This window comes from Pseudomonas sp. BAV 4579, from assembly GCF_009765395.1.
Taxonomy (GTDB): Bacteria; Pseudomonadota; Gammaproteobacteria; order Pseudomonadales; family Pseudomonadaceae; genus Chryseomonas; species Chryseomonas aestiva.
Genome location: NZ_WHOV01000017.1, coordinates 60,951 through 74,310 on the forward strand (window position 1 = coordinate 60,951; position 13,360 = coordinate 74,310).

Annotated in this window: 12 protein-coding genes; 4 read left to right on the plus strand and 8 right to left on the minus strand. The window is 66.0% G+C overall.

Going from position 1 to position 13,360, the window contains the following annotated elements:
- Positions 1-143 precede the first annotated feature (143 nt).
- From GSQ95_RS05715 to GSQ95_RS05725, 3 genes are all read left to right on the plus strand, one after another.
- Positions 144-1,076, plus strand: coding sequence for a hydrogen peroxide-inducible genes activator (locus GSQ95_RS05715; RefSeq protein ID WP_007159908.1), 933 nt, complete (start codon positions 144-146; stop codon positions 1,074-1,076).
- Entirely contained in the window at positions 1,073-3,148 is a 2,076-nt protein-coding gene (recG, locus tag GSQ95_RS05720; protein ID WP_158889875.1) for an ATP-dependent DNA helicase RecG, read from the plus strand. The genes GSQ95_RS05715 and recG overlap by 4 nt, the downstream gene beginning before the upstream one ends.
- 75 nt (positions 3,149-3,223) lie before the next feature.
- Positions 3,224-4,618 carry an aminoacyl-tRNA deacylase and HDOD domain-containing protein gene (locus tag GSQ95_RS05725; RefSeq protein WP_158889873.1) on the plus strand — a complete coding sequence of 465 codons (1,395 nt, stop codon included), beginning with the start codon at positions 3,224-3,226 and terminating at the stop codon, positions 4,616-4,618.
- Between the two features lie 95 nt (positions 4,619-4,713).
- Here GSQ95_RS05725 and rpmG read toward each other — a convergent pair whose 3' ends face one another.
- Positions 4,714-4,869 (minus strand): 50S ribosomal protein L33, encoded by a 156-nt coding sequence (rpmG, locus tag GSQ95_RS05730; protein WP_007159904.1) that lies wholly within the window; start codon positions 4,867-4,869, stop codon positions 4,714-4,716.
- Between the two features lie 11 nt (positions 4,870-4,880).
- Complete coding sequence (rpmB, locus tag GSQ95_RS05735; protein ID WP_007159903.1) at positions 4,881-5,117, minus strand: 50S ribosomal protein L28; 237 nt, start codon at positions 5,115-5,117, stop codon at positions 4,881-4,883.
- A gap of 391 nt (positions 5,118-5,508) precedes the next feature.
- On the opposite strand from rpmB, the gene GSQ95_RS05740 reads away from it, so the two are divergent.
- Positions 5,509-7,086 (plus strand): ABC transporter substrate-binding protein, encoded by a 1,578-nt coding sequence (locus tag GSQ95_RS05740; RefSeq protein WP_158889871.1) that lies wholly within the window; start codon positions 5,509-5,511, stop codon positions 7,084-7,086.
- A gap of 51 nt (positions 7,087-7,137) precedes the next feature.
- Here GSQ95_RS05740 and GSQ95_RS05745 read toward each other — a convergent pair whose 3' ends face one another.
- From GSQ95_RS05745 to GSQ95_RS05770, 6 genes are read right to left on the minus strand one after another with little or no spacing between them, the layout of a single operon-like run.
- Positions 7,138-7,467, minus strand: a complete 330-nt coding sequence (locus GSQ95_RS05745) for a Na+/H+ antiporter subunit G (protein WP_158889869.1) — start codon at positions 7,465-7,467, stop codon at positions 7,138-7,140.
- Between the two features lie 14 nt (positions 7,468-7,481).
- Entirely contained in the window at positions 7,482-7,751 is a 270-nt protein-coding gene (locus GSQ95_RS05750; RefSeq protein ID WP_158889867.1) for a K+/H+ antiporter subunit F, read from the minus strand.
- On the minus strand, positions 7,736-8,239 hold the full coding sequence (locus GSQ95_RS05755; RefSeq protein ID WP_158889865.1) for a Na+/H+ antiporter subunit E: 504 nt from the start codon (positions 8,237-8,239) through the stop codon (positions 7,736-7,738). Before GSQ95_RS05755 ends, GSQ95_RS05750 begins: the two co-directional genes overlap by 16 nt.
- Positions 8,236-9,735, minus strand: a complete 1,500-nt coding sequence (locus GSQ95_RS05760; RefSeq protein WP_158889863.1) for a monovalent cation/H+ antiporter subunit D — start codon at positions 9,733-9,735, stop codon at positions 8,236-8,238. Before GSQ95_RS05760 ends, GSQ95_RS05755 begins: the two co-directional genes overlap by 4 nt.
- Positions 9,732-10,061, minus strand: coding sequence for a Na+/H+ antiporter subunit C (locus GSQ95_RS05765; protein WP_158889861.1), 330 nt, complete (start codon positions 10,059-10,061; stop codon positions 9,732-9,734). The genes GSQ95_RS05760 and GSQ95_RS05765 overlap by 4 nt, the downstream gene beginning before the upstream one ends.
- 1 nt (position 10,062) lies before the next feature.
- Positions 10,063-12,876 carry a monovalent cation/H+ antiporter subunit A gene (locus GSQ95_RS05770; protein ID WP_158889859.1) on the minus strand — a complete coding sequence of 938 codons (2,814 nt, stop codon included), beginning with the start codon at positions 12,874-12,876 and terminating at the stop codon, positions 10,063-10,065.
- Positions 12,877-13,360 lie beyond the last annotated feature (484 nt).

The window sequence follows — 13,360 nt, forward strand, 5'->3', positions numbered from 1 at the left end:
CCTTCTGCAAAGGCCTGGATAGACGGCCAGGGTAGCCTGCGCCTGGCTGTGGTCCAACCCGGGAGAACAGGCAGCTGCCCGTCGCGCTTGGCCGTTGATAGAGACAGCCGCTAAGATTGGCCGGCACCCCATGGAATTTGACTATGACCCTGACTGAACTGCGCTATATCGTCACGCTCGCCCAGGAACAGCACTTTGGCCGAGCTGCCGAGCGTTGCCACGTCAGCCAGCCGACGCTGTCGGTGGGCGTCAAGAAGCTTGAGGACGAGCTGGGCATTCTGATCTTCGAGCGCAGCAAGAGTGCCGTGCGCCTCACCCCCACCGGCGAGGGCATCGTCGCCCAGGCGCAGAAGGTGCTGGAGCAGGCCCAGGGCATTCGCGAGCTGGCCCAGGCCGGCAAGAACCAACTCACCGCGCCGCTGAAGATCGGCGCCATCTACACCATCGGGCCCTATCTCTTTCCGCACCTCATCCCGCAGCTCAACCGGGTGGCGCCGGAGATGCCGCTGTACATCGAGGAGAACTTCACCCACCTGCTGCGCGACAAGCTGCGCACCGGTGAGCTGGATGCCGTCATTCTCGCCCTGCCGTTCAACGAGCCGGACGTCCTGACCCTGCCGCTGTACGACGAGCCCTTCTACGTGATGATGCCGGCGCGGCACCCCTGGACCAAGCTCAAGGCTATTCCGCAGAACCAGCTGAGCGACAAGAGCCTGCTGCTGCTGGGCGAAGGCCACTGCTTCCGCGACCAGGTCCTGGAAGCCTGCCCGACCGTGCGCAAGCACGAGGAAAACAAGAATTCCACGGTGGAGTCGTCTTCGCTGGAAACCATTCGCCACATGGTGGCCTCGGGCCTGGGCGTCTCGGTGCTGCCGTTCTCGGCGGTGGAGAGTCATCACTATGCGCCGGGGATCATCGAGGTACGGCCCTTCGAGCGGCCGGTGCCCTACCGCACCGTGGCCATCGCCTGGCGCGCCAGCTTTCCGCGGCCCAAGGCCATCGAGGTCCTGGCCGACTCGGTCCGCCTCTGCTCGGTGGCGCGGCCTGAAGCCAAGGGCGTCGTGCAGCCGGCATGAGTGAACTGGCCGCGACGCCGGTCACCGCCCTCAAGGGGGTCGGCGCCGCCCTGCAGGAGAAACTCGCGCGGGTCGGCCTGGAAACCCTGCAGGACGTGCTCTTCCACCTGCCGCTGCGCTACCAGGACCGTACCCGCATCGTACCCATCGGCGCCCTGCGGCCCGGTCAGGACGCGGTGGTGGAGGGCATGGTCGCCTCTGCCGAGGTGCTCATGGGGCGCCGCCGCAGCCTGCTGGTGCGCTTGCAGGACGGCAGCGGCACCCTGTCGCTGAGATTCTTCCACTTCAGCCAGGCGCAAAAGGACGGCCTCAAGCGCGGCACCCTGCTGCGCTGCTATGGCGAGGTGCGTCCCGGCGCCTCGGGCCTGGAGATCTACCACCCCGAATACCGCGCCCAGGACGAGAACGCCCCGGCGCCGGTCGAGCAGACGCTGACGCCCATCTACCCGACCACCGAAGGCCTTACCCAGCTGCGCCTGCGCCAGCTCAGCGCCCAGACGCTGGAACGGCTCGGGCCCGAATCCCTGCCCGACTGGCTGCCGCCGGAGATGGCCGAGCACTATCGCCTGGGGCCGCTGGCCGATGCCCTGCGCTATCTGCACCGACCGCCGCCGGACGCGAACCTGGAAGAGCTGGCCGAGGGCCGGCATTGGGCCCAGGAGCGGCTGGTCTTCGAAGAATTGCTGACCCACCAGCTGTCCCTGCAGCGCTTGCGCGAAACCTTGCGCGCCCAGCGGGCGGTGCCCTTGCCGGCCGCTCGCCGGCTGCCGCAGCTGTACCTGGACAACCTCGGCTTCACCCCCACCGGTGCCCAGCAACGCGTGGGTCGCGAGATCGCCCATGACCTGGCGCAGTCCGAGCCCATGCTGCGGCTGGTGCAGGGCGACGTGGGCGCGGGCAAGACGGTGGTTGCCGCCCTGGCCGCCCTGCAGGCCATCGAGGCCGGCTACCAGGTGGCGCTGATGGCGCCCACCGAGATCCTCGCCGAGCAGCATTTCCTCAACTTCCAGCGCTGGTTCGCTGCCCTCGACATCGAGGTGGCCTGGCTGGCCGGCAAGCTCAAGGGCAAGGCCCGCGCCAGCTCCCTGGAGCGTATCGCCGCCGGGGCGCCCATGGTGGTGGGCACCCATGCGCTGTTCCAGGACGAGGTGCGCTTCGCCCGCCTGGCGCTGGTGGTGATCGACGAACAGCACCGCTTCGGCGTGCAGCAGCGCCTGGCCCTGCGCCAGAAGGGCGTCGACGGCCGCCTGGCACCGCACCAGCTGATCATGACCGCCACCCCCATCCCGCGCACCCTGGCCATGAGCGCCTACGCCGACCTGGACACCTCGGTGCTCGATGAACTGCCGCCGGGACGGACGCCGGTCAATACCGTGAGCGTCACCGACAGCCGTCGCGAGGAGGTGGTGGAGCGGGTGCGCGCCGCCTGTCACGAAGGGCGCCAGGCCTATTGGGTCTGCACCCTGATCGAGGAATCCGAGGAACTCACCTGTCAGGCGGCCGAGACCACCTACGAGGAATTGCAGCTGGCCCTGGCCGAATTGCACGTCGGGCTGATCCACGGGCGCATGAAGCCGGCGGAAAAGGCCGCGGTGATGGCCGAGTTCAAGGCCGGCAATCTGCAACTGCTGGTGGCCACCACGGTGATCGAGGTCGGGGTGGACGTGCCCAACGCCAGTCTGATGATCATCGAGAATCCCGAACGCCTGGGCCTTGCCCAGTTGCACCAGCTGCGGGGTCGCGTCGGGCGGGGCAGTGCCGTGAGCTATTGCGTGCTGCTGTTCCATCCGCCGCTGTCGCAGATCGGTCGCGAGCGGCTGGCGATCATGCGCGAGACCAACGACGGCTTCATCATTGCCGAGAAGGATCTGGAGTTGCGTGGCCCGGGCGAGATGCTGGGGACCCGCCAGACCGGTCTGCTGCAGTTCAAGGTGGCCGACCTGATGCGCGACGCCCACTGGCTGCCGGCGGTCCGGGATGCTGCCCAGGAGTTGCTGGCGCGCTGGCCCAGTCATGCCGGTCCGCTGCTGGAGCGCTGGTTGCGCCACGGGCAGCAATACGGCCAGGTTTGACAAAGCTTATACAGACGACGCTACCTACGAAGCCGAATGGTTATACTCCAGGGCGTACGTGAGGAAGAAAATGCCATGACCGATGTAGCGCTCGCTTCGCCCCTCCCTGAGGTTCCCCCTTCGATCCAGCAGTTGCTTGCCCAGCTGAACCTGGCCTATCGGCCGACCCCGGCGACGACGCGCCAGCCGCAGGCGAATCGGGTGCATACGGTGCTCCTGAGCGACAGCGTCGGCATGCTGCTGGTGCTGCTGCCCGAGGATCAGTTGCTGGATCTGCGCCGGCTGGTGGAATTCACCGGGCGGCAGCTGACGGTGGTGGCGCCGGAGCGGCTGATGCGCACCCTCGAGCGCTACGAACTGGATGTCCTGCCGGGGCTGCCGTCGCTGACCAATTCCCCCTGCCTGTATGACGAGCGCCTGCTGGAAGCGCCCCGACTGCTGCTGGAATCCGGTGAGCGCTCGCTGCTGCTGGAAGTTGAAACATCTGACTATAGACGCCTGCTGAATCAGGCCACCGCCGGCAGCTTCGGCATCCCGGTGGCCGGTATCCAGCCCAATCTACGGCAACCGGAGCGCGACGAGGCGGAAATCCTCCATGCCGCCACCGCCTTCACCGCGCGACGCATCCGCCAGCGCCTGGAGGAGACCCTGGAAATCCCGCCGCTGTCCAAGACCGCGGAAAAGGTCATCAAGCTGCGGGTCGACCCCGACGCCACGGTGGACGACCTGGCCAACGTGGTGGAGACCGACCCGGCGCTGGCGGCCCAGGTGATCAGCTGGGCCGCCTCGCCCTACTATGCCGCGCCCGGCAAGATCCGCTCGGTGGAAGATGCCATCGTGCGGGTGCTGGGCTTCGACCTGGTGATCAACCTGGCCCTCGGCCTGGCCCTGGGCAAGACCCTGAGCCTGCCCAGCGACCAGGCCCAGCACGAGACGCCCTACTGGAAGCAGGCCATCTACACCGCCGCCCTGATCGAGGGTCTGGCGCGCGCCATGCCGCGCGCGGAGCGACCGGAGATGGGCCTGGCCTATCTCGGCGGCCTGCTGCACAACTTCGGCTATCTGGTGCTGGCCCACGTCTTTCCGCCGCACTTCTCGCTGATCTGCCGCCATCTGGAGGCCAACCGCCAGCTCGATCACCAGGTGATCGAGCACCACCTGCTGGGCATCACCCGCGAGCAGATCGGCGCGGCCCTGATGTGCTGCTGGGAGATGCCCGAAGAGGTGGTGACGGCGCTGCGCTTCCAGGGCGATCCGGGCTATCAGGGTGAGCAGGCGGTCTATCCCAACCTGATCTTCCTCGCCGTGCAGCTGCTGCGTGCCGAGGGCATCGGCAACGGCCCGGCCCAGCCGATTCCCGACGACCTCTATGCGCGCCTGAGCATCGATCCGACCAAGGCGCGGGAATGCATGCAGAAGATCCTTGGCGCCGAAGCCGCCCTGCGCGAGCTGACCGGCCAGTTCAAGTGAGCTGCTGACCAGGCTCCGGCGGCGCCCTCCGCCGGGCCGGACGCCAGACAACAAAAAACCCGCCGAGGCGGGTTTCTTATTCAAGGGGCGATCAATTACTTGATCTTGCCTTCCTTGTACATGACATGCTTGCGCACGACCGGATCGAATTTCTTGATTTCGATCTTTTCGGGCTTGGTGCGCTTGTTCTTGTCAGTGGTGTAGAAGTGACCGGTACCGGCACTGGAAATCAAACGGATCAATTCACGCATGACGAATCCCCTTAGAATTTTTCGCCGCGGCTACGCAGCTCGGACAGTACGGTTTCGATACCGCGCTTGTCGATGATACGCATGCCCTTGGCAGAAACGCGCAGACGCACGAAGCGCTTCTCGGATTCTACCCAGAAACGGTGGTGCTGCAGATTCGGCAGGAAACGACGACGGGTTTTGTTGTTAGCGTGGGAAACGTTGTTCCCAGTAATCGGACCCTTACCGGTTACTTGGCAAACTCTCGACATGGCTCAGCCCTCATAAACCTCATGCCAAACCCGGCATGGGTTGGCCGCTTGTAACTGTATTGATTCCTGTTTTGACGGGGAGAGCCGGCAAATGCCGGGGACCTGAAGCGGCCATACCCCGAAAAAAGAGCGCTGTTTTATACCAGAAGTACTCTGGCATAACAAGGTAGGGCGACGGATGAAATGCCCGCGCACCGGGCGCTGTGCGAGCCCGGCCGGAATGCCAACCGTTCGTCGGTCAGAAGCATTGTGACGGACGGACGGGTGGTCTAGTTTAGAGCGACTGCCATTTTCAATCCACGTCCGTCAGACGACCGCCCTCAGCGCCCGTCAGCCGTTGCCAGCCATCCAGGCGCCGTCTGCCCACTTCGGCTCCACAAGGAATCGTTCTATGCGTCTAGCCGCCTTGCCTCTGCTCTTCGCGCCCCTGCTGGCGCAGGCCGCCACGCTCAGCGTCTGTACCGAAGCCAGTCCGGATGGATTCGACGTGGTGCAGTACAACTCCCTGACCACCACCAATGCCTCGGCCGACGTGCTGATGAATCGCCTGGTGGAATACGACGCCAGCGAAGCCAAGCTGGTGCCGAGCCTGGCGCAGAGCTGGACGGTATCGAGCGACGGCCTGACCTATGATTTCGCCCTGCGCCCGGACGTGAAGTTTCACCACACCGACTACTTCACCCCCAGCCGTACCCTGACCGCCGACGACGTGGTGTTCAGCTTCCAGCGCATGCTGGACAAGGACCATCCCTGGCACGCGGTGGCCAAGAGCGGCTATCCCCATGCCCAGTCGATGCAGTGGCCCAAGCTGATCAAGCGCGTGGAAAAGACCAGTGACCTCGGCGTGCGCATCGTGCTCAACAGCCCGGACGCCACCTTCCTGCCGACCCTGAGCATGGGCTTCGCCTCCATCTACTCCGCCGAATACGCCGAGCAGTTGCTCAAGGCCGGCGAGACCGCCCAGCTCAACGACGAACCCATAGGCACCGGCCCCTTCGTCTTCAAGCGCTACCAGAAGGATGCCGCGGTGCGCTATGTCGCCAATCCGGACTACTTCGCCGGCAAGCCCAAGCTGGATGGGCTGATCTATGCCATCACCCCGGATTCGGCGGTGCGCCTGCAACGACTCAAGCGCGGCGAGTGCCAGATCGCCCTGTCGCCCAAGCCCCAGGATCTGCAGAGCGCCCAGGAGGACAAGAGCCTGCAGGTGCTGCAGACGCCGGCCTTCATGACCGCCTTCGTCGGCATCAACACCAGCCATCCGCCGCTGGACAACATCAAAGTGCGCCAGGCCATCAACCTTGCGTTCGACAAGCAGAGCTATCTGAAGGCGGTGTTCCAGGACACCGCGGTGGCCGCCGACAACGTCTATCCGCCTACCACCTGGGGCTATGCCAAGGACGTGCCGGCCTATCCCTATGACCCGGCCAAGGCCAAGGCGCTGCTGGCCCAGGCGGGCCTCAAGGACGGCTTCAAGACCACCATCTGGACGAGACCCAGCGGCAGTCTGCTCAATCCCAATCCGCAACTGGGCGCCCAGATGCTGCAGGCCGACCTGAAGAAGATCGGCGTCGATGCGCAGATCCAGGTGATCGAGTGGGGCGAACTGATCCGCCGCGCCAAGACCGGCGAGCACGACCTGCTGTTCATGGGCTGGGCCGGCGACAACGGCGACCCGGACAACTACCTGACGCCGCAATTCTCCTGCGCCTCGGTGCAGTCGGGCCTGAATTTCGCCCGCTATTGCGACAAGACCCTGGACGGCGCCATCAGCAAGGGCAAGACCCTGTCCGACCAGATGGCGCGCGCCACGGTGTATCACCAGGCGCAGCGCATCATCCACGACCAGGCGCTGTGGCTGCCACTGGCGCACCCGACGGTGACGGTGCTGGCCAGGAGCGGCGTCGAGGGCTACCAGCCCAACCCCTTCGGCCGTCAGGACTTCAGCAAGGTCAGTGGCGGTCGCTAGGACCGCCGGCGACTCGCCCGCTCCGGCGCGGCGAGCGGTGCGCGCCCAGTCCTAGCGCCAGGGCTGGCCGTCGGTGCGCTCGACCTGCTTGACCTTCTGCTGGATGGCGGCGCGGGCCAGCATGTGGGCGCTGACCGGCGCGGTGATGAAGATGAACAGGGCGATCAGCAGTTCGTGCAGGCTGAGGCCCTCGCCCTGGACGCTGAAGAACAGCATCGAGGCGACGATGGTGCTGCCCACGCCCAGGGTGGTGGCCTTGGTCGGACCGTGCAGGCGCATGAAGAAGTCCGGCAGCCGGTACAGGCCGATGGCGCCGATAAGGGCGAAGCCGCTGCCGATGAGCAGCAGGGCGCAGATCAGGAGTTCGAGCCAGAAAGGCATGGGATAGCACTCCGTTAATCGATGATTTCGCCATGGAGCATATGCTTGCCCAGCGCCACGGTGCCGACGAAGCCGGTCACGGCGATGAGCAGCGCCGCTTCGAAGAAGACGTCGGTGGCCAGCCAGATGCCGAACAGGATGATGATCGCCAGGACGTTGATGTAGAGCGTATCCAGGGCCAGCACCCGATCCGGGATGTCCGGTCCCTTTACCAGGCGATAGACGTTGAGCATGGCGGCCACGCCCATCATCCCAAGGCACAGCAGGGTCACGTAGGTGAGCATTCGAAGATCTCCTTGAGCGGGGCTTCATAGCGCGTCTTGACCTGGCGGATCACCTCGTCCTTGTCCGCGACATCGAGACCGTGCAGCAGCAGGGTCTTGCGATCGCCGCTGAGGCCGGACGAAACGGTGCCGGGGGTGAGGGACACCACGCAGGCGAGCAGGGTGAGCAGGAATTCGTCCTCGATATCGATGGGCACCTCGATGAAAGCCGGCCGGAGGGCCTCGGGACGGCCCAGCACCAGACGGGCGACATGCAGGTTGGCGAAAACGATGTCGTACAGCACCACTAGCATATAGCGCAGCAGCAGCCAGGGCCGCCGCAAGCGTGGTGTCCGCAGTAGGAAGTCCTGGCACAGCAGCGGAATGCCCCAGCCGAGAAACAGCCCGAGGAGCAGTTGGCCCAGACTCAGGCTGTTGTTGAGCAGCAGCCAGGCGATGGTCAGCAGCAGGGTAAGCAGCGGATGTGGCAACAGGCGCCAGCGCTTCATGGGCCAACCCCCCGGACGATGTCGAAGTAGGGAGCGACGTCCAGCAGTTGCCGGGCGGTCTCCAGGGCATAGGTATGCAGCGGGGCAGCCAGAGCGACCAGGAGCGGACTGCCCAGCAGCAGGCTGAGGGTGGCGGCGAGCTGGACGGGATCGAGGCGCACGTCCAGGGCGGCACCCTTGCCGCGCCAGAACAGCGTGGTCCCGGCACGGGACAGGGCGATGAGCATGCCCAGGCCGCCGAGCAGCACCACCGGCCAGATGATCAGCGCCGGCCAGGCGGTGCCGGTGGCCTGCAGCAGCATCACCTTGCCGAGGAAGCCGGGGAAGGGCGGCAGGCCGGCAACGGAGATCGCCCCGAGAAAGAACAGGCCGCCGAGCAACCGTGGATGACGCAGTGGCGGACCGCTCTTGAGCAGGTCGCCTTGCCCGCCACGCTGCTGGGCGATGAGATCGGCCAGCAGAAACAGCGCACCGGCGATCCAGGTGCTGTGGACCAGATAGAACAGCGCGGCGGCCAGGCTGGAGACGCTGCCCAGCGCGACGCCGGTCAGCAGCATGCCGACCGAGATGACCACCAGATAGCCGAGCAGCGCCTTGAGATGATGGGCGGCCAGGGCACCGAATACGCCGGCGGCCAGGGTGATCGCCGCCAGCGGCCAGAGCCAGGGCAGCACATAGTGGGCGAGCGGGCCGGCGGCGCTGCCGAACACCAGCAGGAAGACGCGGACGATGGCGTAGAGCCCGACCTTGGTCATGATGGCGAACAGGGCGGCGACCGGCGCACTGGCCGCCGAATAGGCCCTGGGCAGCCAGAAGTACAGCGGCAGGATGGCGCCCTTGAGGCCGAATACCACCAGCAGCAGGAAGCCCGCAGCGGCCAGCAGGGGCGCGCGCTCGGGGTCGGCGCTGGCGACCCTCAAGCCCAGATCGGCCAGGTTCAGGGTGCCGAGCAGGCCATAGAGCAGGCCGATGCCGATCAGGAACAGCGCCGAGCCCACCAGGTTGAGCACCACGTAGTGCAGGCCGGCGCGTATCCGGTCCGGTCCGGCGCCGTGCACCAGCAGGGCATAGGAAGCGATCAGCAGGATCTCGAAGAAGACGAAGAGATTGAACAGGTCGCCGGTGAGGAAGGCACCGTTGATGCCCAGCAACTGGAACTGGAACAGCGCATGGAAATCCGGGCCGCGCTTGTCGTCGCCGCGGCAGGCATAGAGCGCCGCGCCCGCGGCCAGTACCGCCACGGTGGTCAGCATCAGTGCGGCCAGGCGATCCAGCAGCAGGACGATGCCAAAGGGCGCTGGCCAGTCGCCCAGCGCATAGACCTCCAGCTGGCCGCCATTGGCCCGCTGCAGGAGCAGCAGCGCCAGCGGCAGCAGGCTCCCGGTGGCCAGCAGCGACACCCAGCGCGAGGCGGTTACGGAGAGCCGCGGACGCATCAGCAGGAAGCCGCCGGTAAACAGCGGGATGAGGATGGGCAGGATGAGCAGATGGTTCATCGGCGTGGCTCCTCGCCATCCACGTGGTCGGTGCGCAATTCACCCAGGGCCCGCAATGACAGGGCAACCACGAAGGCGGTCATGGCGAAGCCGATGACGATGGCGGTGAGCACCAGCGCCTGGGGCACCGGATCGGCATGCTCGGCGGCCTTGCCGATGACCGCCGACACGCCGGTACGCAGACGACCCATGGCGAACAGGAAGAGATTGACCGCATAGGACAGCAGGGTGAGACCAAGCACCACCGGATAGAGGCGCGCCCTGAGCAACAGGTAGACGCCGGTGGCGACCAGAACCCCGAGGGTCGAGCAGAACAGGATTTCCATGTTAGAGCACCTCCTGGCTGGAACCGTCGGTGTCCTTCTCGTCCCGGCTGACGTGGCCCAGGTTGGAGAGAATCAGCAACGTGGCGCCCACCACGGCGAGATAGACGCCAAGGTCGAAGATCAGCGCGGTGGCCAGTTCGGTCTTGCCGACCAGGGGGATGGCGAAGTAATCGAAGGCGGTGGTCAGGAAGGGTCGGCCAAACGCCAGCGAGCCCAACCCGGTGAGGGCGGCGATCAGCACCCCGAGGCCGCAGAGGGCGTGGTAGCTGATCGGCAGGCGGCGTTGCGTCCAGGCCACGCCATGGGCCACGTACTGCAGGATCAGGGCAATAGCGGTGACCAGGCCGGCGATAAAGCCGCCTCCCGGCAGGTTGTGTCCGCGGATGAAGATGAAGGCCGATACCAGCAGGGCCAGGGGCAGCAGCAGCCGTGCCACGTTGTCGAGGATCATCGGGTGGCTGTCGCGGGACCAGGGCGTGCCCTTGGGATCGACCAGCGGATGCGGCAGGTGCAGATGCTTGAGCAGGCCGTAGATACCCGCTGCGGCGATGGCCAGTACCGTCACCTCACCGAGGGTATCGAAGCCACGGAAGTCCACCAGGATGACGTTGACCACGTTGTAGCCGCCCCCGCCGGACACCGAGTTGGCCAGGAAGAAGTCGCCGATGTGCGTATAGGGACGGGTCAGCACGGCATAGGCCAGCAGGGCCACCAGCAACCCCAGGCCGCCGGCCAGCAGGACGTCGCGCAGGGCGCGAAGGCTGCTGGATTCGATGGGTGTGCGATCGGGCATGAAGAACAGCGCCAATACCAGCAGGATGACCGTCACCACCTCCACCGACAGCTGGGTCAGCGCCAGGTCGGGCGCCGAGTAGCGGGCGAACAGCAGGGCGACGATCAGGCCCACGGTGCTCAGGGCCATCAGTGCCTTGAGGCGGTTGCGGTGGAAATAGACGGTCAGCACCGCGGTCAGCATCAGGATGCCCAACCCCAGGGCGGTGAGCGGATCGAAGGGCGACAGAGCGACCGGACCGGTCAGGGTATCGAGACCCGACAGCGCCGCCACCAGCAGCACCACCGTGGCCAGCAGCATGAGCGTGATGTAGCGCTGCAGCGAGCCGCTTTCCAGGCCGAGGGTCAGGCGCCGGGCGAAGCCAGTCAGCCGACTCATGCTCTTCTCGAAGACCTGGAGGGCATCGATGTCGGGCAGGCCCTGCTGCCAGCGGAACAGCGGCTGGCGGAAGGCATAGACCAGCACGCCGCCGACCATGGCGACGAGGCTCATCATCAGGGCGGTGTTGAAGCCGTGCCAGATGGCCAGGCTGTAGTCGGGCAGGCTGCCGCCAAGGGCGGCGCTGGCCGCGGCGGCCAGCAGCGGCGCCACGGTGTAGCCCGGCACCACGCCCACCAGCAGGCAGAGCAGCACCAGGATCTCCACCGGAATCTTCATGTAGCGTGGCGGTTCGTGGGGCGGGTAGCGGGGCAGGTCGCGCGGTTCGCCGTTGAAGAAGACGTCGTGGATGAAACGCAGCGAATAGGCCACCGAGAAGACCCCGTAGAGCACCGCCATCGCCGGCACGATCCAGCTGAAGCTACCGAACAGGCCGTGGTTGAGGGTCTCGTTGAAGAACATCTCCTTGCTCAGGAAGCCGTTGAGCAGCGGCACCCCGCCCATGGCCGCGGCGGCGACCATGGCCAGCACCGCGGTGTGCGGCATGTAGCGCCAGAGTCCGGCCAGGCGGCGCATGTCGCGGCTACCGGTCTCGTGGTCGATGATGCCGGCGGCCATGAACAGCGAGGCCTTGAAGGTGGCGTGGTTGAGGATGTGGAACACCGCCGCCACGGTGGACAGCTGGGTGTCGAGGCCGAACAGCAGGGTGATCAGGCCCAGGTGGCTGATGGTGGAGTAGGCCAGCAGGCCCTTGAGGTCGTGCTGGAACAGCGCCAGGATGGCGCCCACCACCAGGGTGGTGAGACCGGTGAGGGTGACGATGTAGAACCACCACTCGGAGTCGGCCAGAGCCGGATAGAGCCGTGCCAGCAGGAAGACCCCGGCCTTGACCATGGTCGCCGAGTGCAGATAGGCCGAGACCGGCGTCGGCGCGGCCATGGCCTGGGGCAGCCAGAAGTGGAAGGGGAATTGCGCGGACTTGGTGAAGACGCCGAGCAGCACCAGGATCAGCGCCAGCGGATAGAGGGCATGGCCGGTGATCAGCGGGCCGGCGGCGAGGACGTCGGTCAGCTCGAAGCTGCCGACGATATGACCGAGCAGGAGGATGCCGGCGAGCAGGGCCAGGCCACCGCCGCCGGTGACGGTCAGGGCCATGCGCGCGCCCTGGCGGGCTTCCTTGCTGTGGCTCCAGAAACCGATCAAGAGGAAGGACGACAGGCTGGTCAGCTCCCAGAACACCAGCAGCAGCAGCAGATTCTCCGCCAGCACCACGCCCAGCATGGCGCCCATGAACAGCAGCAGGTAGGCGAAGAAGCGCCCGACCTTTTCATCCTTGCTCAGGTAATAGGTGGCGTAGAGGATCACCAGCAGGCCCATGACCAGGATCATCAGCGCGAACATCAGCCCCAGTCCGTCCAGGCGCAGGCTGAGGTTCAGCCCCAGCGCCGGCAACCAGTCGACCCGCTGCAGCAGCACGGCGCCATCCAGGACCGCGGGCAGTTGCGTGGCCAGCAGGGCCAGGGCCAGGGCCAGGGCCGGGGCCACGGCGGTGCCCAGGGCGCAGGCGCGCCGGCCGAAGCGATCGGTCGCCAGCGACAGCAGTGTTCCCAGGAAGGGCAACGCGATGATCAGCGCCAATACCATGCCTGCATCCTTTAGCTGAGCGCCTCACGGCGGTGGATAGAGGGGCTCCCTCGGACCTCGAGCGGCATTCGATCCGCCACGCAGAGATCGCCAAGGCGGCGAGAGGTGGGGAAATCGATGTTCGAGTTTCGTACAAGAACCGAAGGTTTAATAACCTAAGGTGATAATAAAAGAGAGACCACAAAATCCTAGCCCCGTCTCCCTTACAAAATATTAGGAAACAGCCAGGCAGCCTCCAGCACAGGGCGCAAACGCCCGGCAGGCGCTGCTCGGGTCTAACTGAGACCTCTGGGACGGGCTTTTGCTCAGCGCTGCGCGGGGGAGGGCTATCCGGTGCGGTGCCCAGGGCGCCGCACCGGATAGCAGGAAGAAAAAACCCGACACGCCAAAGGAGCAAGAGAACGCGCGTGTCGGGGGTAAGCGCCGGCGGTTAGCGCACCGGCGCGGGGGAAGCGTTGCCCTGGGCGAGACGGGGGGCTGCACG

What these genes read in the sequence shown, in the direction of transcription:
- GSQ95_RS05715 (WP_007159908.1), top strand. Translation starts at nt 144, where the DNA reads ATGACCCTGACTGAACTGCGCTATATCGTCACGCTCGCCCAGGAACAG.
- recG (WP_158889875.1), top strand. Translation starts at nt 1,073, where the DNA reads ATGAGTGAACTGGCCGCGACGCCGGTCACCGCCCTCAAGGGGGTCGGC.
- GSQ95_RS05725 (WP_158889873.1), top strand. Translation starts at nt 3,224, where the DNA reads ATGACCGATGTAGCGCTCGCTTCGCCCCTCCCTGAGGTTCCCCCTTCG.
- rpmG (WP_007159904.1), bottom strand. Translation starts at nt 4,869, where the DNA reads ATGCGTGAATTGATCCGTTTGATTTCCAGTGCCGGTACCGGTCACTTC.
- rpmB (WP_007159903.1), bottom strand. Translation starts at nt 5,117, where the DNA reads ATGTCGAGAGTTTGCCAAGTAACCGGTAAGGGTCCGATTACTGGGAAC.
- GSQ95_RS05740 (WP_158889871.1), top strand. Translation starts at nt 5,509, where the DNA reads ATGCGTCTAGCCGCCTTGCCTCTGCTCTTCGCGCCCCTGCTGGCGCAG.
- GSQ95_RS05745 (WP_158889869.1), bottom strand. Translation starts at nt 7,467, where the DNA reads ATGCCTTTCTGGCTCGAACTCCTGATCTGCGCCCTGCTGCTCATCGGC.
- GSQ95_RS05750 (WP_158889867.1), bottom strand. Translation starts at nt 7,751, where the DNA reads ATGCTCACCTACGTGACCCTGCTGTGCCTTGGGATGATGGGCGTGGCC.
- GSQ95_RS05755 (WP_158889865.1), bottom strand. Translation starts at nt 8,239, where the DNA reads ATGAAGCGCTGGCGCCTGTTGCCACATCCGCTGCTTACCCTGCTGCTG.
- GSQ95_RS05760 (WP_158889863.1), bottom strand. Translation starts at nt 9,735, where the DNA reads ATGAACCATCTGCTCATCCTGCCCATCCTCATCCCGCTGTTTACCGGC.
- GSQ95_RS05765 (WP_158889861.1), bottom strand. Translation starts at nt 10,061, where the DNA reads ATGGAAATCCTGTTCTGCTCGACCCTCGGGGTTCTGGTCGCCACCGGC.
- GSQ95_RS05770 (WP_158889859.1), bottom strand. Translation starts at nt 12,876, where the DNA reads ATGGTATTGGCGCTGATCATCGCGTTGCCCTTCCTGGGAACACTGCTG.